At 59.4% G+C, this 23963-nt stretch carries 28 protein-coding genes; 9 read left to right on the top strand and 19 right to left on the bottom strand.

Annotated elements, in window-relative coordinates; all coding sequences use genetic code 11:
- Positions 1–49 precede the first annotated feature (49 nt).
- Positions 50–781, top strand: coding sequence for a proteasome-type protease (locus tag CLV74_RS18160; protein WP_106267619.1), 732 nt, complete (start codon positions 50–52; stop codon positions 779–781).
- Between the two features lie 18 nt (positions 782–799).
- Here CLV74_RS18160 and CLV74_RS18155 read toward each other — a convergent pair whose 3' ends face one another.
- Positions 800–1585, bottom strand: a complete 786-nt coding sequence (locus tag CLV74_RS18155) for a metallophosphoesterase family protein (RefSeq protein ID WP_106267617.1) — start codon at positions 1583–1585, stop codon at positions 800–802.
- A gap of 6 nt (positions 1586–1591) precedes the next feature.
- A complete protein-coding gene (locus CLV74_RS18150; RefSeq protein WP_106267615.1) occupies positions 1592–2527 on the bottom strand; it encodes a diacylglycerol/lipid kinase family protein in 936 nt (311 codons plus the stop codon).
- Between the two features lie 192 nt (positions 2528–2719).
- Here CLV74_RS18150 and CLV74_RS18145 point away from each other — a divergent pair, with 192 nt between their 5' ends.
- On the top strand, positions 2720–2905 hold the full coding sequence (locus CLV74_RS18145; protein ID WP_106267613.1) for a PLDc N-terminal domain-containing protein: 186 nt from the start codon (positions 2720–2722) through the stop codon (positions 2903–2905).
- A 223-nt stretch (positions 2906–3128) separates the two neighbouring features.
- Here CLV74_RS18145 and CLV74_RS18140 read toward each other — a convergent pair whose 3' ends face one another.
- Both CLV74_RS18140 and CLV74_RS18135 read right to left on the bottom strand, forming a co-directional pair.
- Positions 3129–3461: a phage holin family protein gene (locus tag CLV74_RS18140; RefSeq protein ID WP_106267611.1), complete on the bottom strand. Its 333-nt coding sequence runs from the start codon at positions 3459–3461 to the stop codon at positions 3129–3131.
- A 13-nt stretch (positions 3462–3474) separates the two neighbouring features.
- Positions 3475–3789, bottom strand: coding sequence for a DUF883 family protein (locus tag CLV74_RS18135; protein WP_106267609.1), 315 nt, complete (start codon positions 3787–3789; stop codon positions 3475–3477).
- Positions 3790–3971: 182 nt separating this feature from the next.
- Here CLV74_RS18135 and CLV74_RS18130 point away from each other — a divergent pair, with 182 nt between their 5' ends.
- Both CLV74_RS18130 and CLV74_RS18125 read left to right on the top strand, forming a co-directional pair.
- Positions 3972–4133: a DUF1328 domain-containing protein gene (locus CLV74_RS18130; RefSeq protein ID WP_106267607.1), complete on the top strand. Its 162-nt coding sequence runs from the start codon at positions 3972–3974 to the stop codon at positions 4131–4133.
- A 46-nt stretch (positions 4134–4179) separates the two neighbouring features.
- Positions 4180–4677, top strand: a complete 498-nt coding sequence (locus CLV74_RS18125; protein ID WP_106267605.1) for a Dps family protein — start codon at positions 4180–4182, stop codon at positions 4675–4677.
- A gap of 109 nt (positions 4678–4786) precedes the next feature.
- Here CLV74_RS18125 and CLV74_RS18120 read toward each other — a convergent pair whose 3' ends face one another.
- Positions 4787–5602: a response regulator gene (locus tag CLV74_RS18120; protein WP_106267603.1), complete on the bottom strand. Its 816-nt coding sequence runs from the start codon at positions 5600–5602 to the stop codon at positions 4787–4789.
- A 95-nt stretch (positions 5603–5697) separates the two neighbouring features.
- Here CLV74_RS18120 and CLV74_RS22895 point away from each other — a divergent pair, with 95 nt between their 5' ends.
- The 5 genes from CLV74_RS22895 (at position 5698) to CLV74_RS18100 (ending at position 9087) form a co-directional block, all read left to right on the top strand.
- Positions 5698–5862 carry a NepR family anti-sigma factor gene (locus CLV74_RS22895; protein ID WP_170108097.1) on the top strand — a complete coding sequence of 55 codons (165 nt, stop codon included), beginning with the start codon at positions 5698–5700 and terminating at the stop codon, positions 5860–5862.
- 5 nt (positions 5863–5867) lie between these two features.
- Positions 5868–6410, top strand: coding sequence for an RNA polymerase sigma factor (locus CLV74_RS18115; RefSeq protein WP_106267673.1), 543 nt, complete (start codon positions 5868–5870; stop codon positions 6408–6410).
- 8 nt (positions 6411–6418) lie between these two features.
- Positions 6419–8203 (top strand): sensor histidine kinase, encoded by a 1785-nt coding sequence (locus CLV74_RS18110; RefSeq protein WP_170108096.1) that lies wholly within the window; start codon positions 6419–6421, stop codon positions 8201–8203.
- Between the two features lie 96 nt (positions 8204–8299).
- On the top strand, positions 8300–8440 hold the full coding sequence (locus CLV74_RS18105) for an entericidin A/B family lipoprotein (protein WP_106267599.1): 141 nt from the start codon (positions 8300–8302) through the stop codon (positions 8438–8440).
- 32 nt (positions 8441–8472) lie between these two features.
- On the top strand, positions 8473–9087 hold the full coding sequence (locus tag CLV74_RS18100) for an exopolysaccharide biosynthesis protein (RefSeq protein WP_106267597.1): 615 nt from the start codon (positions 8473–8475) through the stop codon (positions 9085–9087).
- Positions 9088–9206: 119 nt separating this feature from the next.
- On the opposite strand, the gene CLV74_RS18095 is transcribed toward CLV74_RS18100, so the two are convergent.
- The 14 genes from CLV74_RS18095 to CLV74_RS18030 all read right to left on the bottom strand — a co-directional run bounded on the left by CLV74_RS18095 (position 9207) and on the right by CLV74_RS18030 (position 23810).
- Positions 9207–10931 (bottom strand): hypothetical protein, encoded by a 1725-nt coding sequence (locus tag CLV74_RS18095; RefSeq protein ID WP_106267595.1) that lies wholly within the window; start codon positions 10929–10931, stop codon positions 9207–9209.
- Between the two features lie 16 nt (positions 10932–10947).
- Positions 10948–12078 (bottom strand): protein-glutamate methylesterase/protein-glutamine glutaminase, encoded by a 1131-nt coding sequence (locus CLV74_RS18090; RefSeq protein ID WP_106267592.1) that lies wholly within the window; start codon positions 12076–12078, stop codon positions 10948–10950.
- Between the two features lie 2 nt (positions 12079–12080).
- The gene (locus CLV74_RS18085; protein ID WP_211299075.1) at positions 12081–12926 is read right to left on the bottom strand and encodes a CheR family methyltransferase; all 846 of its coding nucleotides are present in this window, start codon (positions 12924–12926) and stop codon (positions 12081–12083) included.
- On the bottom strand, positions 12923–13459 hold the full coding sequence (locus tag CLV74_RS18080; RefSeq protein WP_106267590.1) for a chemotaxis protein CheW: 537 nt from the start codon (positions 13457–13459) through the stop codon (positions 12923–12925). The genes CLV74_RS18085 and CLV74_RS18080 overlap by 4 nt, the downstream gene beginning before the upstream one ends.
- The gene (locus CLV74_RS18075; protein ID WP_106267588.1) at positions 13452–15155 is read right to left on the bottom strand and encodes a methyl-accepting chemotaxis protein; all 1704 of its coding nucleotides are present in this window, start codon (positions 15153–15155) and stop codon (positions 13452–13454) included. Before CLV74_RS18075 ends, CLV74_RS18080 begins: the two co-directional genes overlap by 8 nt.
- Before the next feature lie 17 nt (positions 15156–15172).
- The gene (locus tag CLV74_RS18070; RefSeq protein ID WP_106267586.1) at positions 15173–15661 is read right to left on the bottom strand and encodes a chemotaxis protein CheW; all 489 of its coding nucleotides are present in this window, start codon (positions 15659–15661) and stop codon (positions 15173–15175) included.
- The gene (locus CLV74_RS18065; protein ID WP_106267584.1) at positions 15658–17673 is read right to left on the bottom strand and encodes a chemotaxis protein CheA; all 2016 of its coding nucleotides are present in this window, start codon (positions 17671–17673) and stop codon (positions 15658–15660) included. The genes CLV74_RS18070 and CLV74_RS18065 overlap by 4 nt, the downstream gene beginning before the upstream one ends.
- Positions 17673–18038, bottom strand: coding sequence for a response regulator (locus CLV74_RS18060; RefSeq protein WP_106267582.1), 366 nt, complete (start codon positions 18036–18038; stop codon positions 17673–17675). Before CLV74_RS18060 ends, CLV74_RS18065 begins: the two co-directional genes overlap by 1 nt.
- Positions 18039–18067: 29 nt before the next feature.
- A complete protein-coding gene (locus CLV74_RS18055; protein WP_106267580.1) occupies positions 18068–18370 on the bottom strand; it encodes a hypothetical protein in 303 nt (100 codons plus the stop codon).
- A gap of 259 nt (positions 18371–18629) precedes the next feature.
- Positions 18630–20030 carry a TRAP transporter large permease gene (locus CLV74_RS18050; protein WP_106267578.1) on the bottom strand — a complete coding sequence of 467 codons (1401 nt, stop codon included), beginning with the start codon at positions 20028–20030 and terminating at the stop codon, positions 18630–18632.
- A gap of 2 nt (positions 20031–20032) precedes the next feature.
- Positions 20033–20662 carry a TRAP transporter small permease subunit gene (locus CLV74_RS18045; RefSeq protein WP_106267669.1) on the bottom strand — a complete coding sequence of 210 codons (630 nt, stop codon included), beginning with the start codon at positions 20660–20662 and terminating at the stop codon, positions 20033–20035.
- An 80-nt stretch (positions 20663–20742) separates the two neighbouring features.
- Complete coding sequence (gene dctP / locus CLV74_RS18040) at positions 20743–21753, bottom strand: TRAP transporter substrate-binding protein DctP (RefSeq protein WP_106267576.1); 1011 nt, start codon at positions 21751–21753, stop codon at positions 20743–20745.
- A gap of 208 nt (positions 21754–21961) precedes the next feature.
- On the bottom strand, positions 21962–22975 hold the full coding sequence (locus CLV74_RS18035) for a quaternary amine ABC transporter ATP-binding protein (protein WP_106267574.1): 1014 nt from the start codon (positions 22973–22975) through the stop codon (positions 21962–21964).
- Between the two features lies 1 nt (position 22976).
- Complete coding sequence (locus CLV74_RS18030) at positions 22977–23810, bottom strand: ABC transporter permease (protein WP_211299077.1); 834 nt, start codon at positions 23808–23810, stop codon at positions 22977–22979.
- Between the last annotated feature and the right edge of the window lie 153 nt (positions 23811–23963).

Genomic DNA, 23963 nt, shown 5'->3' with positions numbered 1-23963 from the left:
GGCCGGGCGGTAGGTCCTGAGGTGAATGCCTGCCAGGAGCTGACGAAACGTGACTTACTGCCTAGCAATGCTACTAAACGAAGGTGTCGTGTGTCTGTCGGATACACGCACCAACGCGGGTCTGGATAATATCTCCAAGTTCCGCAAAAGCTTCACTTGGGAAGTGCCGGGTGAACGCGCTATCGTGCTGATGACGGCAGGCAACCTTGCCATCACTCAAGCGGTGATGGGCCTGCTGCAAGAGAACATCGAAAACCCGCAACCGGGGATCGAGACACTGTTTTCGGCGACTTCCATGTATCGCGTCGCCGAGATCGTTGGCGATGCTATGCGTGTTGTACAGGGTCGCGACGGTCCGGCGCTGGCGCAGATGGGCGAAAGCTCGACCGCTTCGATCATCGTGGCTGGTCAGCGGGCGGGCGGGCGTCCGCGCCTGTTCCACATCTATGCAGCCGGCAACTTTGTCGAAGCGACCGCAGACAGCCCCTATTTCCAGATTGGCGAGCATAAATACGGCAAGCCGATCATTGACCGCGTGATCACCGTGGAAACACCGCTGAAAACTGCTGTGACGGCAGCGCTGCTTTCGATGGACTCGACCCTGCGGTCAAACCTGTCGGTGGGGATGCCGCTGGACCTAACTGTTATTCGCACGGACGAATTCCGCATCTCGGAAGCCCGCCGGATCGAAAACGACGACCCCAGCTTTGACGCCTTGTCCAAAGGCTGGAGTGCGGCATTGCGCCGGTCGTTCGATGAGATGGACGCGCTCTGGAACTGAATTGGGATCGGGTCCGGCCTAGTGCCGGACCCATCCATCGCCGGTCAGGCGGAATAGCTGGGTTTGGGCGGGCTTGAAGCGGGCCTCTTCACCGGCGACCATACGGGTGATCTGCACCTGATCCCCATCAATCCCGATCTTCGCAAAATCATTCTCTTCGCCGCGCAGGCGGGTGGATAGGCCAGTGCCTGCATGGACTTGCAGCACTTTGGGTTGGTTGTGGCGGGTGATGAAACTGGTCATGCGCCATTTATGTAGATGGCCGGTCAGCACCATATGCAGCCCGCAATCGGCAAGCGTGTTCAGCGCGGCCACGCCGCCGCGCATGGGGGCTTTGCGGCTGTCTTCCGGTTGCTCGAACGGGTGGTGGGCCACCAGAATGCGCAGCCCTGCCATAGAGGGCAGGCGTTGGCAAAGTAGCGGCATCGACAGCCACGGCACTTTGCCCCGCTGCCAGCGTAGGGGGTTCACGGTGTTCATCCCGATCAGCGTCATATCGGGCAGGGCCATCTCTGGGGCTAGGTTGCGATTGATGTGCTGCTTGTAGTTCCGGAACGGCGTGAAGATCCGCTGCCAGAACAAATCCAGCGGCACGTCATGGTTCCCCGGTACTACAAGGCAGGGCGCGGGAATCCGGTCCAGCAATTCCTTGGCGGCACGAAACTGACCATGACGCGCCCGCTGAGTCAGATCACCGGACAGGGCCACCGCATCAGCCTGTTGCAGTTCTTCCAGCAGCGGCTCGTACAGGGTGGCGCGGTCACGGCCAAAATGCAGGTCGGAAATATGGTAAAGGTATTTCATCGGGCCTTACGGAGCGATTACGCGCAAGGCGTCCGCATTGTGCTGTATCTTGAACGGGGCGGGCATGGGCGCTTTCTCTCCGTCACGTGCTACCAGAACCTTGCGGCGTCTTCCGACGCTGACGTCAATGTCGCGCCCTGTCCACAAATCGAATTCGCGCCCGTTCAATGTCGCGCCCCGCATCAGGTTCAGCGCATGATGCGCCATTTCGGCTCGGGTCTGCGCCTTGGAGGTGAAAATCGCCAGTTGACCATCCCGCACAGCCTCGGCCCCGTCCAGATTGAAGGCATTCAGCTGATAGGCGCTGTTGGCGACGAACAGCAATGCGGTCCGGACCTGATGCGCGGTGCCGTCGATGGTCAGGTCCAACTGGTAGGGGCTGCGCAGGGCGCTGATGCCCGACAGGACCGACCAATAGGCGATCAGGCGGCTGCGACCCCATCGGGAATAGAGTGTCTCGCGTTCTTTCAGGATCGCGGGATAAACCCCGATGCTGGCATTGTTCAGAAAAAGCTGGCCGTTGATGGTGCCCGTGCCCAAGGTGCGGGGGGAGCCGTCGCGCAATACCTCTAGCGCGCCCGCCGCGTCCTGAGGGATATCCAGCCCTCGCGCGAAATAGTTGAAGGTGCCCAAGGGCAAAACGCCCAACGTGACCCCCGTCCCATTCAGCGCCGAAGCCACTCCGGCAATCGTGCCGTCCCCGCCAGCGGCGACCACAGTTCCAAATCCTTGATCGAGCGCCCATTGCGCCAGTTGTGCCGGACCGGCCTTGCGGGACACCTGAAGGATCTTGACCCCGGGGCCTATGATGTCGTCGGTCATTCGGCGAAGCTGCGTGGCGGTCGGCCCCTCGGCCTTGCCCGACCCTTGATTGAAGATAATGCAGGCGCGGGATTGGTTCTGGTCTAAGGCCTCGACGGCCCGAACGGTCGAATGGATCATGGGGCTCACTTGAAATTAGTAGGACTGAAATCTTGGAAGACCTACGCATGAGCACCGCGAACGTTCCGAACGAGTTGGCCCAATCCGCTCACATCTGCTTGAGCAGTCCGTGTTTGGGGAACAAAATACGTGTGAAATGCTTACCTTGGTAACAACGGCGCGATTGCGCCTTTGGAACAAGAGGAATTTCAGATGTTGGAAGTTGGTGGTGTAGGCGGCCTGTTGGTCCTGATTTTGGATGTCTGGGCTTTGATCTCAATCGTAGGGTCTTCGGCCTCAACGGGACGTAAGGTGATCTGGGTTATCCTGGTGCTGTTGCTACCGGTTCTGGGTTTTATCCTTTGGCTGCTTTTCGGTCCCCGCGCTGGCCGGATGTGACGCAAAATAATCCTTACGGGTCATGGAACCAAACCTAGATTCGGCGGTTTACTTAAAGAGAACAGTGGTAATCCCTAGCACTGTTTTTGCCCGCCTTTGACGGGCAGGCTCGTCCCAATCTACTGTACCCCGCCCTTGAGGCGGGGTTTTTTTATGTAAGCGCAGATGTGGTGCGAACAGTCGGAAACGCAAAAGCCCGCCAGAAGGCGGGCTAAGCGGTGATTTAGAGCTTACTGCGCCGTCCGGCGCGCAAGCCTGTCAGGAACCCCTCGGCCAGTTGCGCGACCAAGTGGGCAGTTGGATCGACCGGCGGCGGGCTGTGGTAGTGATGCCGATGCGAGCGGCGTCCTGCTAGCCCAAGCAAGATCAGTCCGACCCCCGTATAGACCGCGCCAATTACTGCTGCGGCTGTCAGCGTGTCATAGGATGTCGCAAGCAAAATCCATGCGGCAACTGTCAGAAAGCCTGCGCCGACAGCCACCATTACCCCCCCCGCCGCCGAGAGGGCCAAAGCACGGGCAACGTGGCGCGCCGAGCAGCGAAGAGCATAGAACATCGTCCGCGACCTCTTATTTGCGGCCTGTCAGCATACCGGCGATAAAGCCTACCGCGACGGCGATACCTACAGCGGCGGCAGGCTGGCGACGGATCGCATCAACGGTCTGTTGGCCCATCTCTTCGGCGCGACCTTGTGCATATTCCACCGTGCGCTGACTTTCATCGCGCAAGGTCTCGGCCTTTTCGCGGACGCTGCTGACAGCGGCGTCGCGCTGCGCGACACCCATCTCGGACAGGGTCTTGGTGATCGCGCTGATGTCGTTTTTCAGGGCTTCGATCTGTGCCGAAAGATCTGCTGCGTCGGGGGCGTTGCGGGTGGTAGCCATAATAGTCCTCATTATGCGTGAATTATCTGCAAACAGAACGCATGTGGGCTAGAAAGGTTCCATTCAAAATACAATTCTCTCATTTTCGTGATTTGATTTATTTTTCGGAACTTTTTCCGTGCGGATGCCGTTGTCCAGCCAGAACGTCATCACTGTTTATTCAATCAGAAAGGAACCACGTTATGCTGTATTGGGCTGTAATTTTCTTCGTCGTCGCACTGGTCGCGGCAGTCTTTGGTTTTGGTGGTATTGCCTCGGCTTCGGCAGGCATCGCGCAGATCCTGTTCTTCCTGTTCCTGGTCCTGTTCGTCGTGACCCTCATTGCACGGTTGGTGCGCGGGTAACCCCGCACCATCCCCGTTCCCGGTGAAACTGATTTAGGAGGACCACATGAAAGACGTACTTGAAACCACCCCGCAGAATGCACCCGTCAACACAGGTGTCCGCGACACCGGACCACTGGCCGAGGCGCTATCGGATGTGCTGGCGGACACGTATCGCCTGATGTTCAAGACCCACGCCTATCATTGGAATGTGGAAGGGCCGCTGTTCTTCTCGATCCACAATCTGACGGAAGAGCAGTACGAAGACCTCTTTGCCGCAGCGGACGAATTGGCAGAGCGCATTCGCGCCTTGGGTCATCTGGCACCGCTGACTATGGCCGACATTCTAGAGCGGTCGGTGATCAAGGATGCCGAAGGCACCCCTGACGCCCGCACGATGGTGGAAGATCTGGCCAAGGATCATGAGCGTATTGCCCACCGGATGCATGCGCTGATCGAGATGACCGAAGGCCGCAAAGATGCGGTCACCGAAGACATGGCCACCGCCCGTTCGGCGTTTCATGAGAAAGCCGCGTGGATGCTGCGGGCGATTGCCAAGGACTGATATCTTGAAGGGTGGCGCAACATGCGCTGCCCTCACGCCTTAGAGGCACAAACGAAAAGCCCCGCTGTTCGAAACAGCGGGGCTTTCTGATGTCCAACGGGTACGCGTCTTAGGCGTTCAGCGTCTCGGTGCTGGTAAAGAACATGGCCTGCGCCACCGCCGACCGGACCTGATCTTCGCTGTAGGGCTTAGTGATCAGGAAGGCAGGCTCGGGGCGATCGCCGGTCAGCAGACGCTCGGGGAAGGCGGTGATAAAGACGACGGGGCGGTCGCCAAGCTCGGCCAGAATGTCGTTGACCGCATCAATGCCCGAGGATTTGTCGGCCAGTTGGATGTCAGCCAGGATCATATCGGGGGGCGATTTGCGAGCCAGTTCTACCGCTGCCGTTTTGGTGCGGGCGATGCCGGTGACCTCGTGGCCCATGCTGGCGACGATCTCGGAGATGTCCATGGCGATGATGGCCTCGTCCTCGATGATCATGATGTTGCCAAGGATCGATTTCTGCATCTCGTCGCGGCCGATCTCCAGCAGTTGCGCGGCCTCATCACCGGAAACGTTCATGATCTCGCCGATCTGATTGGTGGTGAACCCTTCGATGCTGTGCAGCAGCAGAGCTTCGCGGGTGTTTTTGGTCAGTCGCGATAGACGCAACTGGGCGCGGGCCTCGGGGCCGGTGGCGCCGCTTTCATCAACCGGCGATCCAAGCGAGACCCAGATCGAATTGAACACTTTGAACAATGCGACCCGCGGCGAGGAACAATCATTAAAGATAGACGTATCAGCAAGGATCGCTTCAAGAGTGGTGACAGCAAAGCGGTCACCAGAGGTCTGGTTCCCCGTCAAAGCGCGCGCATAACGGCGCAGATAGGGCAGATCCGCTGCGATCGCCTCGGACATGCTGGCGGTACCGTTTGTAGTTGTCATCGCATCCTCAAAAAATTTTCAACTTCTATGGAACCTAAGTCGCCTGATGAGGTTTAGTTCCATGGATACGGAACAATTTTTCACGGAAGTCAGGCATGCCGGATAGAGAAAAAGATCCTTTGGGGGAACAGATCGACGCAAACTTGCGTCGTGTCTATCAAAGCATGGCCGAAGAGCCCGTCCCGGATCGCTTCATGCAACTCCTTGAGCAACTGCGTGAGCAGGAGCAAACCTCTGAAAAAGGTGGGGCCGATAAGTGAGCGTCATGGACCCCAAGGACGAGTTGATCACGCATTTGCCCGCGATGCGCGCCTTTGCCATGAGCTTGACCAGAAACTCTGCCACGGCGGATGATCTGGTGCAGGACGCGGTTGTGAAGGCGTGGTCGAACTTTCACAGCTTTGAGGCGGGCACCAACATGCGTGCGTGGTTGTTCACCATTCTGCGGAACACCTACTATTCCCTGCACCGCAAGCGCCGCCGCGAGGTTGAAGACCCTGAAGGCGTGATGGCGGGGCAGTTGTCGGTGAAACCCAGCCACGATGGCACCATGGCGATGCGCGATTTTGAGGCGGCCTTCAGCCAATTGAATGATGAACAGCGCGAAGCACTGACCTTGGTCGGGGCAGAGGGCTTTTCCTATGAGGAAGCTGCCGAGATGTGTGGCTGCGCTGTCGGCACCATCAAAAGCCGCACCAACCGCGCCCGCAAGCGTCTGGCCGAGTTGATGCAGATGGAAGAGAATGAGTCGCTGGATTTCACCGACAAGGCGACCCTTTCTGTGATGTCAGGCAAGCCCGCAGCATGATCAAAAGCATGATTGAGGCAACAAAGGCGGCGACCGGAGGGCTTGCCCTGCGGTTGATTGCCGTCATGACTTTGGCGATTTTGCCATTGGCCTTGATCTCGTTCTACCAGACCGCTCAGGTCATCAAGGAAACCACGAACCTTGCGGAAAGCGTGTTGCTGGACAACACGGGCAAGGCTGCAAACAACGTACAAAAGGTGATCCAGGCGGCGATCGGCTCGGCCCGCGCGATGGCTGCGGCGGAAAGCGTTTTCCTCTCGGACCCCGCGATTTGTACGCAAGTCACCCAAGCGATCCTTGAGACCTCGCGCGAATATGTGATGGCTGGCGTGATCGAAGGCGATGGCACCCTGCGTTGCGGTGCCGCAACGGGTCCTGCCGAGCAATTCATCGGCAAAGACCTTTTGGACAAAATCCAGCAGGGCGATCCCGATGCCGAATTCTGGTCCAGCACCCGCCGGATTGGCGAGGACGGCCCGATCGTGCTGTCGGTTGCGGTCCCGATTCAGACGAATGGCACAGATCAGGCCTATGTCTGGATTTCGATCCCTTACCCGATGATCCATGAAATGCTGCGGATGGAAGGCAGCACCGTTGATTTGCTGCTGTTTGGCAGTTCCGGCGTGCCGCTGGCAGCTGATTTCACCAAGGCAGAGCTGCACGATTTTTTGCCCAAGGAAAAAGAGCTGGTGGATTTCGTCTATCCGGTCTCTTCCCTGCACCGTGGCTTGAACCGCGCAGGGGTAGAACGGCAGTTCGCAGTTGTCCCGATCATTCAGGACCAGATTTTCGTCATGGGCAGTTGGGAGCCTGAGGTCAGCGCACCCTTCCCGTTGATGGGACGGGTGATGGCGCTGTATTTCCCGCTGTTGATGTGGGTGGCAGGGGTGGTCGTGGCCTATTTCGGCACCCACCGTCTGGTGATCCGCCACATCCAGCGCCTGCGGGTCTGGATGCGCCTTTATGCGGCTGGCAGGACCGAGGTGGAAGACGCCCATCTGGACAACGCCCCCGAAGAGATGGAGGCCGTGGCCCAGTCCTTCCGGGAGATGGCGAACCGCCTCAGCCGCCAAGAACGCCAGCGCGAAGAGGATCTGGCCGAAAAGACCATCCTTCTGAAAGAGGTTCACCATCGGGTGAAGAATAACCTGCAACTGATCTGCTCGATCATGAACATGCAGGTGCGTCATACCAAGACGATGGAGGCAAAGCGCCTGCTGCGCCGCGTGCAGGATCGGGTCATGGCTTTGGCCGCAATCCACCGCTACCTCTACACCGCGCGCAAGCTGTCGATGGTGCGGGCGGACAAGCTGCTGGAAGACATCATCAACCAGTTGGTGATCGTCGGCGGTATGGATGGCCGCCGCAGCCGCGTTAACATCAGTACCGATCTTGCGCCCGTGGAAATTACGCCCGAACAGTCGGTACCTTTGTCATTGATGGCCTGCGAGGCGGCGACCAACGCCGTCAAATACTGCGGTATCGAAGGGGGCACTGACGGGCAGCCTTGGATTTCCATCGTTTTGGGAGACCTTGGCGACAACAAGGTCTGCTTTAGTGTCGTCAACTCGAAGGGTGACGTGCTGGCCGAAGAGAAATCCGGTGTGCCCTCGCTTGGGTCAAAACTGATCCGTTCGTTCGCCAGCCAGCTGCAAGGCCAGATCGAGGTCGAGGACAAGGACGAACGCTACGGGGTTCATGTCACTTTCGAAGTCATGCCCGAAGAATGCCCTGACGCGAATGAGGAACCGGAAACCGTTCCTGCCGGGCTGATCCCCGCCCGTCGGCACTGATCCGCTTATTTTTAAGGGGAACGCGGGCGAAACAGGGAACCGAAACCAGCCGCTTGCGTTCTTTCCGTATTAGATAATCCTCTTACGGAGTTTCCCATGACCCGAGTGACTGCATTTGCCATCGCCGCCTTGACCCTGTTCGGTCTGGCGGCTTGTGAAACCGTCGAAGGTGCCGGTCAGGATATTCAGCACGCAGGTGCCACGATCTCCAGTACCGCACGGGACGCCCAGAACTGATCGGGGATGCTATGCCTGTCTGGCAACGAAGGATGCCACGGCGCAGAGCCCTGCCAGTGGTGTCACACAAGCCCGTGCGTAAGGTCGTCGACCAGTTGCAGGACATTGCCAGTCAGAAGTGCATCAGCATGCATCAGATCGTGGTCTCGTTTGGCGAGGCCTCGTTTCTGCCGATCCTGATGGTGATCGCCCTGCTGCTGATCTCTCCGCTAAGTGGCATTCCCCTGTTCTCTTCCCTTTGCGGGATTTCCACGGCCTTTGTGGCGTCGCAGATGTTTATGGGACGCGATCATCTTTGGTTGCCAGATGTTATCGGGCGGCAACAGGTGACGGGGCAGCGGTTGCGGCACGGAATACAGCGGCTCGGGGGGCTGGCGGACTGGCTGGATGATCACGCCCGCCGGCGTCTGATGCCGCTGGTACGGGGACCGGCGAAAAAGGGACTGCAACTGCTGTGCATCCTGTGCGGCCTGTGCATGCCGTTTCTGGAACTGGTGCCGTTTTCGTCGTCGATCCTTGGCGGGGCAATCCTGCTGTTTTCAACAGCGATCCTGACCCGTGATGGCGTGTTCGCGCTGATGGGGCTTGCGCTGATGGCTTTTGCGGCCTTTGTGCCGATCACGGTCTTTGGTGCCGTTATCTTCTAAGGACTTGGCCCGATCCGGCATCCGATCAAAACAAAAAGACCCCGCATCGCTGCGGGGTCTTTTGATTCCGGGGAGGTTTCAGTGGGGGACATGGTCCGCCCCGGAACCATTCGGGTGCATTAGAACAGGATGTCAGACAGATCGTCATCCGCAGCTTCGGCAGCAGGGGCAGGCGCAGGGGCTGCCGCCTTGGGAGCCGCAGCCTTTGCCGGTGCCGCGGGCGCCCCGTCGGGGCGTTCACGCAGCAGTGGCTCAAGGATTTCGTCGTGCAGCGAGCGCTCTTCTTCCATGGTGTAGATTCGGCGCAGACGGTCTGTGGCACGATAGAAACGTGCCTCGGCTGCCACGGTCGGGATACGCGGGCCGGGGGCGGCGTTAGCGCCTTTCAGCGAAGCGCGTAGATCGGTCACCAGACTGGCCAGCAGCTGATCGGCGGCAGCAACAGCGCGGGCCAGTTGCTCGGCATCGCCCGATAGGCGGGGCAGCAGATCGCTTAGGGCGTGGGCCAGCGCGGGCAGAACCTCGACGGCGGCTTCGCTCAGATGGCGGGCTTCGGCGTCAATGCTGGACACCTGCATAAAGCCGTTCAGCTCTGTCTTGGTTTGCTCATAGGCGCCGGTAAAGCTTTCGAAAAGCTCGGGCACCGTGGATACGACAGAGTTCACCTGCTGCGAGATCACAATCATATCCGCCGCGGCACGGCCCTCGCGGGCACAAGCGATGATCGTGTTCAGCGAGGCCAACTGCATCGAGAAGGCCGCATTCCCCAGCTCTTTGCTGTACTGGTGCAGGGCGTTCTCATAGTCAAAGATCGTGCTCATACAGGACTTAGTCGTGTCCGAGCAGCTGCTGACCGAACGGAACTGTTCTAGGCGGGTTTCCAGATCGCTGGAGTCGGCCACCATCCCCTGCTTGCCACGGAAGGATTTCTGCAAGGCGCTGCAATGGGCGCTGTAGGTCTGTAGTTCAGCGGCCAGACCGGACAGGTGCTTTACGCCTTTCTCGGCCGACTGCAAGGTATGCTCGGCCGCTTGCTGCAACTGGGCGCGAGCCATCTTGCGCAGGGCATTTTGTTCCACCGAACCTTCGGGGAAGCTGCGGGCTTCGTTCAGGATTTGCTGGATATGCTCGGCGCGCTGGCGGGCGCGGTCGCCGATCTGCAGAACCTCGATCACGCGCATCACGTCGTATTCGATCCGGCCCAGATAGTCGGACAGCCACTTTGCCCCATCCTGCGACGAAGTCATGCCACGATGCAGGGTGCTTAGAACTTCATCCGTCCGCACCATGTCGGGCAGGGACCTGTCTGCCAGCATAACTGCGCGATCCTCGGCCATTGCGGTCAGGTTGGTCAGGGCGCGGGTGATGGCCTCGGTCGCCTTCAGCATCTCGGTCACCTGACCCGAGGCGCTTTCGGTGATGCCCGAGATATTCTCGGCCAGACGGACCAGTTGTTCGCCTTGCTTCAGGGCGCGGTGGCCCTGCGCGATGATACGTGCGTTCAGGGACACGATCCCGGCTGAATGGATGTTCTCGGCCAGATCCTTGAGGTCCGCGTTCATCTTGCGACGGTTGGCGGCGATATGATGGACAAACCCCTGACTGGTCTGGATCATCGTATCGATGGACTGGCGCAGTTGCTGCACTTCGTCCAGCCCTTCAGACACCTTGGTCAGCTTGGCAGGGGTTGTGACCTCGACCAGCTGGCCCACGGCGGTTTTCAGGCCGGTGGCCTTGTCCGAGGCCGTGAAAAGGTTGTCTGTGACCCGGCTGAAAACAGTCTCGAGCCGGAACAGGGGGCTTTCGAGAATGTTTCTGAAGTCCTGATGTGCCTGATGCGCCATGGTGGTCTTCCTGTGGTTATGCCCGGACGCTGACGCCGGACGAGAATTTCATGATTTCCTGCGCGATGGCATTCAGATGCACCTCGCGCGAGGCGCCGCCACGCAACGCGGCCTCACGGGGCATGCCGTAGACCACGCAGCTGGCTTCGTTTTGGGCAAGGGTGACAGCCCCCGCTTCTTTCATTTCGACCATGCCTTCGGCACCGTCGTCGCCCATGCCGGTCATCAAGACCCCAAGAACGTTCGATCCTGCCTCGATCGAGACCGAGCGGAACAACACGTCCACCGACGGGCGATGGCGGCAGACGAAAGGACCGTTCACCACGTTGCAGCGATAGCGGCGGCCTTCGCGGGTGATGGTCACGTGGGAATGACCCGGTGCGATCAGTGCAGAGCCCGGTTCAAGGATGTCCCCTTGGGCGGCCTCTTTGACGTTGATCTTGCACAGGCCGTTCAGGCGGCGGGCGAAGGCTTCGGTAAAGCGTTCGGGCATGTGCTGCACGATGATGATCGGCGCGCAGTTGGGCTCCAGCTTTTCCAGTACTTGCGCCAGCGCGTCGGTCCCGCCGGTTGATGCACCCATGGCCACCAGCGGCGGCGTGTTCATCGGGCTTCGGCTGTTCGGGCTGCGGCGGGGCATAATCACATCAGCCGACAGCTTCTTCTCTGCGACCAGCGGTTTAGGCGGGGCAGGGGGAGGGGGTGCTGCGGCAGCCGTCCGGTTCGGACGCACCCGCGCATGCGAGGCCGCTCGTACCACGTCACAGATGCGCATCTTGGCATCATCGGAAATGGTGTGACCCAGATCGCCTTTGGACAGAACTTCGACCGCGCCCATCGACAGGGCCTTCAGGGCGGTGTCCGATCCGGCAGCCGTGTGGTTCGAGCAGATGACGACGGGCAGCGGGTGCTGCGACATGATCCGGCGCAAGAAGGTCAGGCCATCCATGCGGGGCATCTCGATATCCAGCAAGATGACGTCGGGCAGGCCGTTCTTCATCTTTTCAACCGCATCGAAGGGATCGCGGGCGGTATCGACAACACGGATATCCGGCGCACTCTCAAGCATCATCTTGAGCATGGTGCGGGCGGTGATCGAGTCCTCGACGATCAATACCTTGATTTTGTTTGCGTTGCTGTCAGGCATGTTCACCCCTTCTCTTTACGAAAAACGGCAGCTGCGATTTGTTTTAAGCGTTTGTCGCGAACAATCATGGATTCCGAGTGGCCCACGAAGAAGTAGCCACCAACCTTCACATGGTCAGCAACGGATGAGACGACCTTGCATTGGGTCGCATCATCGAAATAAATCAAGACGTTACGAAGGAACGCCACGTCGATGTCCTTATCCAGCGGGAAGTTTCCGTGGATCAGGTTCAGTTGTTCAAAGCGTACTTTTTTACGCAGGTTTTCGACGACACGGCCGCATGGATTGCCGCGACTATCCTGACCGGGGACGAAATAACGCTCGCGGAAACCTTCGGGAACGTCCCGTAGAACGTCCTGCGGATAGACCCCTGCGCGGGCCTCTTCCAGAATGTTCGGAGAGATGTCGGTGCCCAGAATCCCGTAACGGAACGAAGGCGTCACACGCTGGTATTCGGCCAGCAGCATGGCGGTTGTGTAGGCCTCTTGTCCGCTAGAGCTTGCCGCGCTCCAGAACTTGAAGGGCTTTTCGGTGTTGTGGGCAGGCAGGATGGTGTTTCGCAGCAGATGGAAATGCGCCGGTTCGCGGAAAAAGTCCGTTTTGTTCGTGGACATGAGATCCACGATGTGGGGCAATTCTTGCTGAATTCGGTCTTCTTCGAACAGCAGCTTCAGATAGCTCTCTAGATCAGAGTGCCCGAGCGTGCTGTAGCGACGGCGCATCCGGCCGTCGATCATGTTCTGTTTGCTGGCCGGCATCTGGATGCCGGTCACTCGGGTAATCAGGTCCCGAAACCGCACCTGCAGATCACTGCCGGGCGCAGTGCTGGTGTTGGGCATCGGGATCATGCGTCAACCGCCTCGTTTGCGTCCAGCTGCTTATGGGCGGCTTTGAGGCTGGCAACGACTTCGGTGCTCATCATGCGGTCCAGATCCAGAACGCTGATATATTGGCCTTCACGGCGGGCCAGCCCGCTGACGATGCGGCGGTCCCAGTTCAGGATGGTGCCTGTCTCAATGGGTTCGATCCGGTCATTGTCGAACGAGGCAACCTCAAGAACCTTATCCGTGCGCAGGGCAAGGATTTGCTCTTTGTCGCCCGAGTTGACCATCAGAACGATGATACGGGTGTCCAGATCGTCTGCCCGTGCTGCTTCGGACAGCAGGGTGCGCAGGTCGATCACCATGATGCTGTCACCGCGCAGGTCGATAAAGCCCATGATGTATTTGGGCGCCTGCGGCAGGGGCTGGATTTCACGGGCGTCCAGAATCTCGCGCACGCGGTCAACGGGGACCGACATGTGCTGTCCGGCAAGCTGAAAGATCAGGTAGGTTCCCGCGGATTTCTTCGCTTCGACTTGGGTACTGATACGTTTACGCATTACGGGTCTCCGGCTTGAAATCGATCACCTTGTCATCGTCGGCACCGGCCATTTCGAAGGAGAAACCTCCGTCAGAGGGACCATTGCCGAAGGAAGGAGCGGGCTGGCTGGTAGCGCGCGGTGCTGCGGGCGTAGGCGCAGGCGCTGCGGGCTCTTCCAGTTCAAACGTCATGGTTGTGGGATCATCCTCGCCGGTCCGGAAGAACGAGATCGACGAGCGCAGGGTCGCGGCCTGTGCGGCCAGCTCTTCTGCGGTGGCCGACATCTCTTCGGCGGCGGCGGTATTGGATTGGGTCACGCGGTCCAGATTCTGGATCGCACCGTTCACCTGACTTGCGCCGGTGTGCATTTCCCGGTTCGCCAGAGAGATTTTGCTGACCAGAGTGGCGGTGGATTCGATCGCGGGCACCAGACGCTTCAGCATCTCGCCTGCTTCTTCCGCAGCCGTCATTGTGGTGCCCGACAGGGCGTTAATCTCGCCTGCGGCGTTCTGGCTGCGTTCGGCCAGCTTGCGTACTTCGGAGGCCACAACCGCAAAGCCACGGCCATGTTCGCCCGCGCGGGCAGCCTCAACCGCGGCGTTCAGGGCCAGCAGGTCGGTCTGACGGGCGATCTCTTGCACGACGTTGATCCGATCGACGATGGTGCGCATGGCGATGACGGCCTGTTCAACAGCCGCGCCACTGGCACGGGCATCAGAGGCGATACTCTGGGCCATCTCTTCGCTCTGGTTGGCGTTCTCAGCTGTGGTGCTGATGTTTGCCGCCATTTCCTCGATCGAGGCCGACGCCTCTTCGGTCGAGGCGGCTTGCTGACTGGCCACTTTGCTGAGGTCTTCTGAAGTGGTCGCCATCTGGTTCGCACCGGTCGAGACGTTGGATGCGCCCATCCAGACCTCGCCCACGACGCTGCGCAGACGCTCGACCATGGTGTTGGCGTTGATCAACAGTTCGGTGATCTCGTCGCGGCCCTTGAGGTTCGCGGTTTGGGTCAGATCGCCCTCGGAAACAGCGCGGGTCAGGTCTTTGGCGCGGTTCAGACCACGTGTGATCGACCGGATGATCCACAAGGTCGCCAGAATGCCCACCAGAATGGCAGTGCCTGTCATGATCATGATCAGCATCTGGTTTCTTGCAAGTTCTTGATCAGCGGTGTCGCTGGCGCGCTGGATTGCGGCCGCGCCGATTTCGGCCATCTTATCGCCGATAACGGTTGTGCGTTCTTCCAGTGCAGGGCCTTCTTCGCGGATCAAGGCAACAGCTGCTTCGGCATCGTTGAACAGCATATTGGCCTGAATGTCGCTGAGCATAGCGTTCAGATCGTTCCGGACCCCTTCATAGTCTGTAACCAGTGCCAGCCCCTCTTCCGAGGCCCAAGCGCCGCTGCTGAAATGTTCAGTGGCCAGTTTCAGAAGTGCGGTCTGTTCGTTGCGGATGTTCGAGATGCCGCCATCAATGGCCATACGGGCCTGAGCGTCTTGGGTCAGGATATAGTCCCGCAACAGCATCTGGTATTCGTCCTGCAGGTCCATCATCTCGCTAGCGATGTGGGCCTGCTCCAAAGCCTGCTCCAGAACCCGCGCTGCATTTGCCCGCATGGTGGCCTGTTCCGATTGCCCTACATAACCGGACGCTGCGGATAGCGAGATCAGCACCAAGCAGGTGAACGCGAGCTTCGCTTTGATTGTCAAAAACATTCTTGATCTTTCGTAGCTCAGGCGACAGCGGGTGCGGCAAGTTGGGTTTCGAAGATGTATTCCATGTCCGGCAGGGCGACGAAGTCACCTTCCCAACGGGCAAGTGCATAAAGCGTGCCGTGTGGCCAACGGCTGCCCACGGGGGGCACCGGACGGATGGTGTCCGCATCCAGCGATACGATGGCATGGACGCGGTCCGCGATGACGCCCACGGTCAGGGGGGCCTCGGCGTGGGTGGTCTCAAGGATCAGCACGCGGGTTTCGCGGGTAAAGTCGCTTTGCTCGATGTTGAACATGGGGCGCATGTCCACAACGGGCAGCACCACGCCGCGTACGTTTGCCAGACCGGCCGAGAAATTGTCGGCGCAGGGAACGCGGGTGATCTGCGGCGGCTCTAGCACTTCGCGCAGGATGTCTGTGGGCACGGCCAGTCGCTCGTCGCCCATTTCGAAGATCACGACACTCTGGATACGGTTGGCCAGATCGGCGGGGATTTTCTTGCTCATGCCGCTTTGCCTTTGTTCGTTTCAATTTGCTGGCCACGATTGACCATGTTCACCACGTCTAGGATCAGCGCGACGCTACCGTCGCCAAGGATCGTTGCCCCCGAGAAGATTTTCAGGCGGCTATGAACGGGCGAGAGTTGCTTGATCACTGTCTGGTTGGTGCCGATGATCTGGTCGACAACCAGACCCACGCGGGTATCACCTGCGCCAACGATGACGATCTTGGGATGGGTCGGTGCCTCTGAGGTGCTGCCGAACATCGAGCGCAGCCGCAACACGGGCAGCATCTCATCGTTCAGAACCATCGTGTCGGTTGCATCAAGGTCGTCCACCATATCTTCCGGCAGTTCCAGAATTTGTTCAACGGCAAGCAGCGGGATCGCATAGCGCTCGCCCGCCACGTCGATCAGCAGGCCTTCGATGATGGCCAGCGTCAGAGGTAGACGCATGGTAAAGACGGTGCCTTCACCGGGTTCGGATTCAATCTCGATCGTCCCGTTGAGCGAGTCGATGGCCTGTTTCACCACGTCCGCGCCCACGCCGCGACCCGACAGAGCCGTGACCTGCGCCGCGGTCGAGAAGCCAGGTTCCAGCACCAGTTTCAGCAGATCGCGGCGGGCGATGTCGCTGTCTTCGGTGATCAGGCCCCGTTCGATGGCGCGTTTGCGGATGGCCTCTTCGTTCATGCCGCGACCGTCGTCGATGATCTCGATCACCACTTCGGCACCTGCATGGCTGGCCGACAGAATAACCTGTCCGCGCTCGGGCTTGCCCGCTTTGCGGCGGGTTTCGGGATCTTCCAGACCATGGTCGACCGAGTTGCGCAGCATGTGCACCAGCGGATCGGTCAGACGTTCCACAACAGTTTTGTCCAGCTCGGTCTCTTCGCCTTCGACGATGAAGTCGAACGCTTTACCGGTGGTGGTTGCCAGATCGTGGGTCAGACGGCGGAAACGACCCATGATCGACGACAGGGGCGTCATGCGCAGTGCCATCGTGGAATCGCGCAGGCCAAGGGCCAGACGCTGGATGTCCTCGACCACTCCGGACAGACCTTCGTCGGTCAGGCGGGCGGCGATAGCGGCCAGACGGGCCTCGGCGATCACCAATTCGCCCACGCGGTCCATGATCAGATCAACGCGGTCGGCAGAGACACGCAACTGCGTAACGGGGGCCTTCTGGCCGGAGGCCTTCGCCTCTTGCTTCGCCTCTTGCTTCGCCGCAGCGGGGGCAGGGGCCGCATCCGCTTTGGGGGCCTCTTCAGCCGCAACCTCGGCAGCGGGTGCAGCAGCCTCGGCCGCGCCTTCTTTCTTGTGTGCGGTCAGCGATAGCTCCATCTGGTCTTCATGGAACATGAAGACATCGCGGATGGCGTCTTCCTTGACTGATCCGGGCAGGATGACCTGCCAGCCCACATAAAGTTCGCTGGGGATATAATCCTCAAGCGCGGGCATGCGGCCCGTCAGCATGCGGCAAGTGATATCCTCGCCGCCAACCTCGCGCAGCTCGTCCAGCATCCCCATCGGGTTGCCGCCGATCTCTACGAAATCCTTGGGCAGATAGAACACCAGTTCCCAATGATCCACATCGCCACCGGCCGCCGCCTTGGGTGCGGCAGCAGATGCCCCGCCACCGGTTGCGCCGCTTTCGGTCACTGCGCTCAGCGCTTCAGTCAGTTCGGCATCCAAAGCAGGATCGGGATCGTTGCCTTCCAGTAGATCAGCAATCAGGTCATAGGCCCGCAGCGATACTTGGATCAGGTCGGGCGTAATGCTCGACTTGCCAGAGCGCACCGCGTCAAAGGCCGCCTCGAAGTTATGTACAAATGCAGCAAGGCGCGTGAATCCGAACATCGCGCCTGTGCCTTTGATGGTGTGAAGATCGCGGAAGACACTGGCGACCAGCTCCATATTGTCTGGCGTCTCTTTCAGGGTCAGTAGCCCCGACTGGAGACTTTCCATCAGGGCTTCGGCTTCCTGACGGAAGATTTCCTGTGTTTCCGCGTCCATCATTATCCAGCTACCTTCTTCACAACTGCCAACAGTTTTTCCTGCTCGAAAGGCTTTACGATCCAGCCCAGAGCGCCAGCCGAGCGCGCACGCTCTTTCAGGCCGCCTTCGCTTTCGGTCGACAGGAAGATGATCGGCACGCCCTTGCTGCCGGGATCACTACGATAGGCTTCGATGAACTCGATGCCGGTCATGTTGGGCATGTTCTGGTCGGTGATGACCATGTCGTAGCGACGGGCTTTTGCCGCCTCCAGACCTTTGGCACCATCCACGGCCTCGGCCACGGTGTAGCCAGCTTGTTGAAGCGTCATCGAGACCATCCGGCGTACGGAAGGCGAGTCGTCGACGATGAGGATTTCTTTGCTCATGTTTCTTTTTCCAATGTCATGTCTGCGGATCAGTTCGACGAAGCGGCAAGTTCGTTCATGGGAACCCCCGCCTTCTCGAAGGCCTGAGCCAGTCGCGGGATTGCCTTCAGCGTGTCTTGCACGGCGCTTGCTGTAATTGCTTTGTGGTGCAGGGCTGCTGTCAGCAGTTGGACCAAGCCGAACAGAACGGCTTCGTTCGTGGTGTCATCGACCGAGACGTCCAGATTGATGCCTTCGGACGTTTCCAGACGGGCCAGATCGGCACGAAGTGCATCCAGATCATCCAGACCTGTTTCATAGTCGGTCGACACTTTGATCGTATTGTCTGCCATATGTTCCCCCGGATGCAGGCTGAGTCTGCTGGTTTACGCGACATGCTAATTCTGTCTGCGTAGCGGGTTTTCCGCATCCTGTTAAAACGTCTGGTAGAACGGTCGCCTTATACCCCGAACGTGTAGGGGGTGGTGTCATTCGATTGAAAAGCGGATAGGAACCTAGCCCTAAGGCGCCATTTCCAAACCAAAAAACCGCCGCCAGCGGGGGCTGGCGGCGGTTTTGGATTTTCGAATCTATCCCGAAGGAGAGCGCGGCTTATGCCAAAGAGGGCAACCACAGCACGATCTGGGGGAATGCCACCAGAAGCGCGATTGTGACCGCATCGGCGATAAAGAACGGTGTGACGCCTTTAAACACGTCCTGCACGCTCAGGTCATCGCGGACCCCTGCTACCACAAAGCAGTTCAGGCCGATGGGCGGAGTGATCAGGCAGAACTCGGCCATTTTTACGACCAGAATACCGAACCAGATCGCGCACATGGGACCGGACATGCCAAAGGTGCTGTCGGCGGCGCTGACCATCTCGCCCCCGTTCAGGGCCATGACGGCGGGGTAGACCACCGGCAGGGTCAGCAGCAGCATCCCGATGGCATCCATGAACATCCCCAGCACCGCATAGGCCAGCAGGATGCAGATCAGAATGAGCATCGGGCTATAGTGCAGCGAGGTGATCCAGTCCGAGAACGCATGGGGCAGATCGGCAAACCCAAGGAAGCGCACGTAAATCAACACGCCCCAGATGATCGTAAAGATCATGGCCGACAGCTTTGCGGTCTCGATGATCGCGTCTTTGAACTCGGCCCAACGCATGCCGCGGAAGAGCGCCATCAAAAAGATGATGAAGGCCCCGATCGCGCCGCCCTCGGTGGGGGTGCCCCAAGCGTCGCCGCCGAAGGGGTTGTAGACAAAGAAGATGATGATCACGACCACCGCCACGATGGGCAGTGCAGGGGGCAGCGAGGCGAAACGCTCGCGCCACGTAAAGCCGCGCACCGCAGGGCCAAAACCTTTGATGGTCAGGGCAAGGCCGACGATCAGGATGCCGTAGATCACTGCGCTAAAGGCACCGGGAATAAAGCCTGCCAGCAGCAGTTTTCCCACGTCCTGTTCCACGATGATCGCGTAGATCACAAGGATGGCCGAGGGCGGGATCAATGAGGCCAGCGTACCGCCTGCGGCCACAACACCTGCCGCAAAGCGTTTGTCATAGCCGATCTTCAGCATCTCGGGGATTGCGACGCGGGCAAAGACTGCCGCCGTCGCGACCGAGGCACCGGACACCGCCGCAAAGCCCGCCGTCGCGAAGACGGTCGAGACCGCAAGGCCACCCGGAACCCAAGCGATCCAGCGCTTGGCAGCCTCGAACAAGGCGCGGGTGAGGCCTGCGTAATATGCCAGATAGCCGATCAGGATGAAGGTCGGGATCAGGCTAAGGGCCTGACTGGCCACCTTGCCGTGGGGAACCTGTCCGGCGGTTTTGACCGCCACAGTCAGCGCCCACATGAATTGCTCGGGGTCCATGCCCTTCTTGGCCCAGAAGATCCAGATCAGACCGATTAGACCCGCCATGGCTGCCGCAAAGGCGACACGCATGCCCAGAAGGACCATGACCATCATGCCACCTGTAACCCACAGGCCGATTTCAATGCTGTCCATGATCAGTCCCTGCCTTCGATGTGTTCAGCCTCGGCGGCGGCCTGTTCGGCGGCGCTTTGGATCAGGGGAACGGCGACGGGGCTGTCGGTGCCCGTGACGATGGCTTTGCCATAGCCGATCAACTGGATCGAGCAGCGCAGGCACAGCACGAAAAATGCCACGGGAGCCAATAGCTTGGCGGGCCAGATCGGCAAGCCGATGTCGATGGTGCTATCGCGGCTCCACATGGGTTTGGTCATGTCAAAACTGCGGTCAAAGTGGGCCCAAGTGCCCCAGACCAGCATCACCATCAGCAAAAGGACCAGCGCGGTCGTGATGAACTCGAACAACCATAGCGCGCGGCCCGACAGACGCGAGACCAGAATGTCCATGCGGATGTGGCCACCGTCGCGCTGCACAAAGCTGATGCCCATAAAGGCAATCAGCGGCATCAGCTGCTGGATCCAGTCCACATAGCCCGGAAGGGGCTGGTTAAAGCCGTTGCGGCCGGTGACGGACACCACAGCCAGTACCATCAGGCCAAAGACCGATAGCCCTGCCAGCAGGGCCATAAAACGTTCAAGACGCAGCAACTTGCGATCCAGATGGCTCAGCAAGCTGTCGTTGGTCAATACTGCGGCAGAGCCTGCCATACGCATTCCCCGTTTCTACAGAATGGACAGGCCCCGAGGTCTTCCTCGGAGCCTGCAACATGTTGGATGGGATCAGTCGATCACTTGCGGGCGTCTGCCAGCGTGGAGTTCACCAGATCATACAGCTCTTGCGCGGGCAGGCCCTGCGCGCTCATGTCTGCGATCCATGCATCGTGGATGGGCTTGCCGGCTGTCTCTTTGAATGCCGCCAGTTCCGCGTCCGAGATCATGACCTTCTGCACGCCCTTTTCTTCCAGAACGCTGTCCCACTTTTTCAGCAGCTCACCGTAGTTGGCGAGGTAGTAGTCAATCGCCTCGGGAACCGATTCATCCAGAATGGCGCGGTTCGCGTCCGACAGTGCCTCATAGGCGTCGATGTTCACCACAACGGGGCAGTTCACGGTGCCGGGGTTCAGGTTTGCGGTCCACCAGTCGGCTTCATTGATGGTGCCGAAGGACAGGTGCGCGTGCTGTGCAAAGGCCACAGTGTCCACAACGCCCGACTGCATGGCCTGATAGGCTTCAGAGCTGGTGACCGAGGTGGGCACGGCGCCGACAGCCTCAAACGCTTTGCCGATGCCGCCGGTTGCACGGACGCGCATACCGTTGAATTCGGCCAGCTCATCACGAGGCTCGCCGGTGCCGACCAGATTGTACTGGGGCATCGGGCTGGTCATCAGCATCTTTGCGCTCCACTGGGCCATTTCTTCGGCCACGGCGGGGTGCGCGTAGACGGCGTTCGACACAGCGACTTCTTCAGCCAGGGTGTTCACGCCAAGGAACGGCAGTTCCAGAACGGTGATCGCGCGGTTCTTGTCCGCATGATAGCCCGCGCAGAACTGGGCCATTTCGAAGGCCCCGATCGAGATACCGTCAAGGTTCTCGGTGTTCTTGGACAGGCCGCCGTAGCTGACGTTCATGGTAAAGTCGCCACCGGACTTTTCCGCGACCAGCTCGGCCAATTTTTCAATGTGTTCGGTGAAAGCGCGGCGCTTGCCCCAAACCGAAACGTTCCATTCGGTGGCGCTGGCCTCTGCGGCGAAACTGACAGCAACAAGGGCAATGGCCGTACGGCCAAGCAATGTCTTCATGGTTTTCCTCCCATTGGTCGGGCGCTGCGGTATGTCCGCTTAGGTGCGCTCCGTCTCTCTCCTGTGTTGGTAGAGGGCCACATAGATCGCATTCTGGCAAGGGAAACTGACCAATTTTCTGCATACTGGAAGGTGACGCTACGGCAGCCATGAAAAACGCCGCCCCTTGGGCAAGGGCGACGTTCGAAAGATCAGCGATTTGGCTGGCTTAGCCTTGTAGGGCGGCAATCGCCTGCGTCAGGGTAACTGCGCCCAGATAGGCCCCATTTGCGTCCGTCACGCCCAACCGTTGATCAGGTGCTTGTGAAAGGGGCAGCAGCGCATCGGCCAATACTGTGCTGCCATCAATCATCGCGCCGTCATAGGGGGAGCCAGCCGCGGCCAGCGCCTTGAGGCGGATGACCTTGCCGCGGTTGATGTCCTTGGTGAAGTCCGCGATGTAGTCGTCCGCCGGTGTCAGCACGATCTGCGGCGCGGTGCCTTCCTGAATCAACGCACCATCCCGCAGGATCGCGATTTTGTCGCCAAGGCGCAGGGCCTCATCCAGATCGTGGGTGATAAAGATGATGGTCTTGTGCAACTCATCTTGCAACTCCAGCAGGATCGACTGCATGTCGTAGCGGATCAGCGGATCAAGGGCGCTGAAGGCTTCGTCCATCAGCAGGATTTCCGCATCGGTCGCCAGTGCGCGGGCCAACCCCACGCGCTGCTGCATGCCGCCTGAAAGCTGTCCGGGGTAGTGGTTCTCATAGCCCGTCAGCCCCACGCGATCGATCCAGTGCTGCGCACGTTTGGCGATCTCGTCGCTGCTGACGCCTTGGACCTCAAGGCCATAGCCCACATTCTCGGCCACTTTGCGGTGAGGCAGCAGGCCGAACTTCTGGAACACCATCGAGGTCTTCTTGCGGCGCACTTCGCGCAACTGCTTGTCGCTCATCGACAGGACATCTTCGCCATCGATCAGGATTTGCCCGTCGGTGGGCTCGATCAAGCGGTTGATGTGGCGGATCAACGTGGATTTACCCGAGCCCGAAAGCCCCATCACCACCTGAATGCGCTTTTCCGGAATATCCAGACTGACGTTCTGGATGCCCAGAACATGGCCGGTTTGCTCCAGCAACTCCGGCTTGCCCATGCCTGCCTTGACCTGCGCCAGCACCTTTTTCGGGGTCTTGCCGAAGATCTTGTAGAGGTTTTTGATCTGTACCTTGGACTGGCTCATATCATTTGCCTCCCTGACGGTAGGCTTGCAGACGCTTGCCATAGGTTTGCGACACGCGGTCAAAGATGATCGCCAAGGCCACGATGGCCAGACCGTTCATCAGACCCAGCGCCAGATACTGGTTCGAGATCGCCCGCAGCACCGGCACCCCGAGACCCTTTACCCCGATCATCGAGGCAATCACGACCATCGACAGCGCCATCATGATGGTCTGGTTGATGCCCGCAAAGATGTTGGGCAGCGCCAGTGGCACCTGCACACCCCAAAGCTTTTGCCACGGGCTGGTGCCAAAGGCGTCGGCGGCCTCTAGCACATCCTTGTCCACAAGGCGGATGCCCAGATTGGTCAGGCGCACGATGGGCGGGATGGCGTAGATGCATACGGCAATCAGGCCGGGAACCTTGCCGATCCCCAGCAGCATCACCACTGGGATCAGATAGACGAACGACGGGATCGTCTGCATGACATCCAATATCGGTGTGATGATCGCCTGCATTCTGTCAGAGCGGCTCATGAGGATGCCGATGGGAATGCCTATGGCGATACACAGCAGCGTCGCGACCGAGATGATCGCCAGCGTCGCCATGGTGTCTTCCCACATGTCCAGCACGCCGATGACCACAAAGGCCAGCACCGAGCCTGCGGTGATCTTCCATGACCGCGATCCGATCCATGCCAGCGCGCCGACCACCAGCAGGATGATAGGCCAAGGGGTGGCCTCCAGAAGTCTTTCGAACCAGATGAGGAATCGCAGAAGGGGATCAAAAAAGTTTTCGAGCTGTTCGCCGTAGGCACGGGAGAAACCTTTGAAGGTTTCATCGACCGCTTGTTTCATCCCGCTCAGCGTTTTCCGTCCGAGTGAGGGAAATTCTTCAAAGAATTCCAAGGGAGGGTCTCCTCAGGGTTTGTTATCGTTGCCAGCTTTTTGCTAGATGTTCTGACGCGAAACGGGGGGCGTTGGTGCCCCCCGTCACGTGGTTCTTTGGAG

Source organism: Donghicola tyrosinivorans (assembly GCF_003003355.1).
Taxonomy (GTDB): domain Bacteria; phylum Pseudomonadota; class Alphaproteobacteria; order Rhodobacterales; family Rhodobacteraceae; genus Donghicola; species Donghicola tyrosinivorans.
The sequence above is the reverse complement of the archived record's forward strand: the minus strand, read 5'-3'. Positions and strand labels throughout refer to the sequence as shown.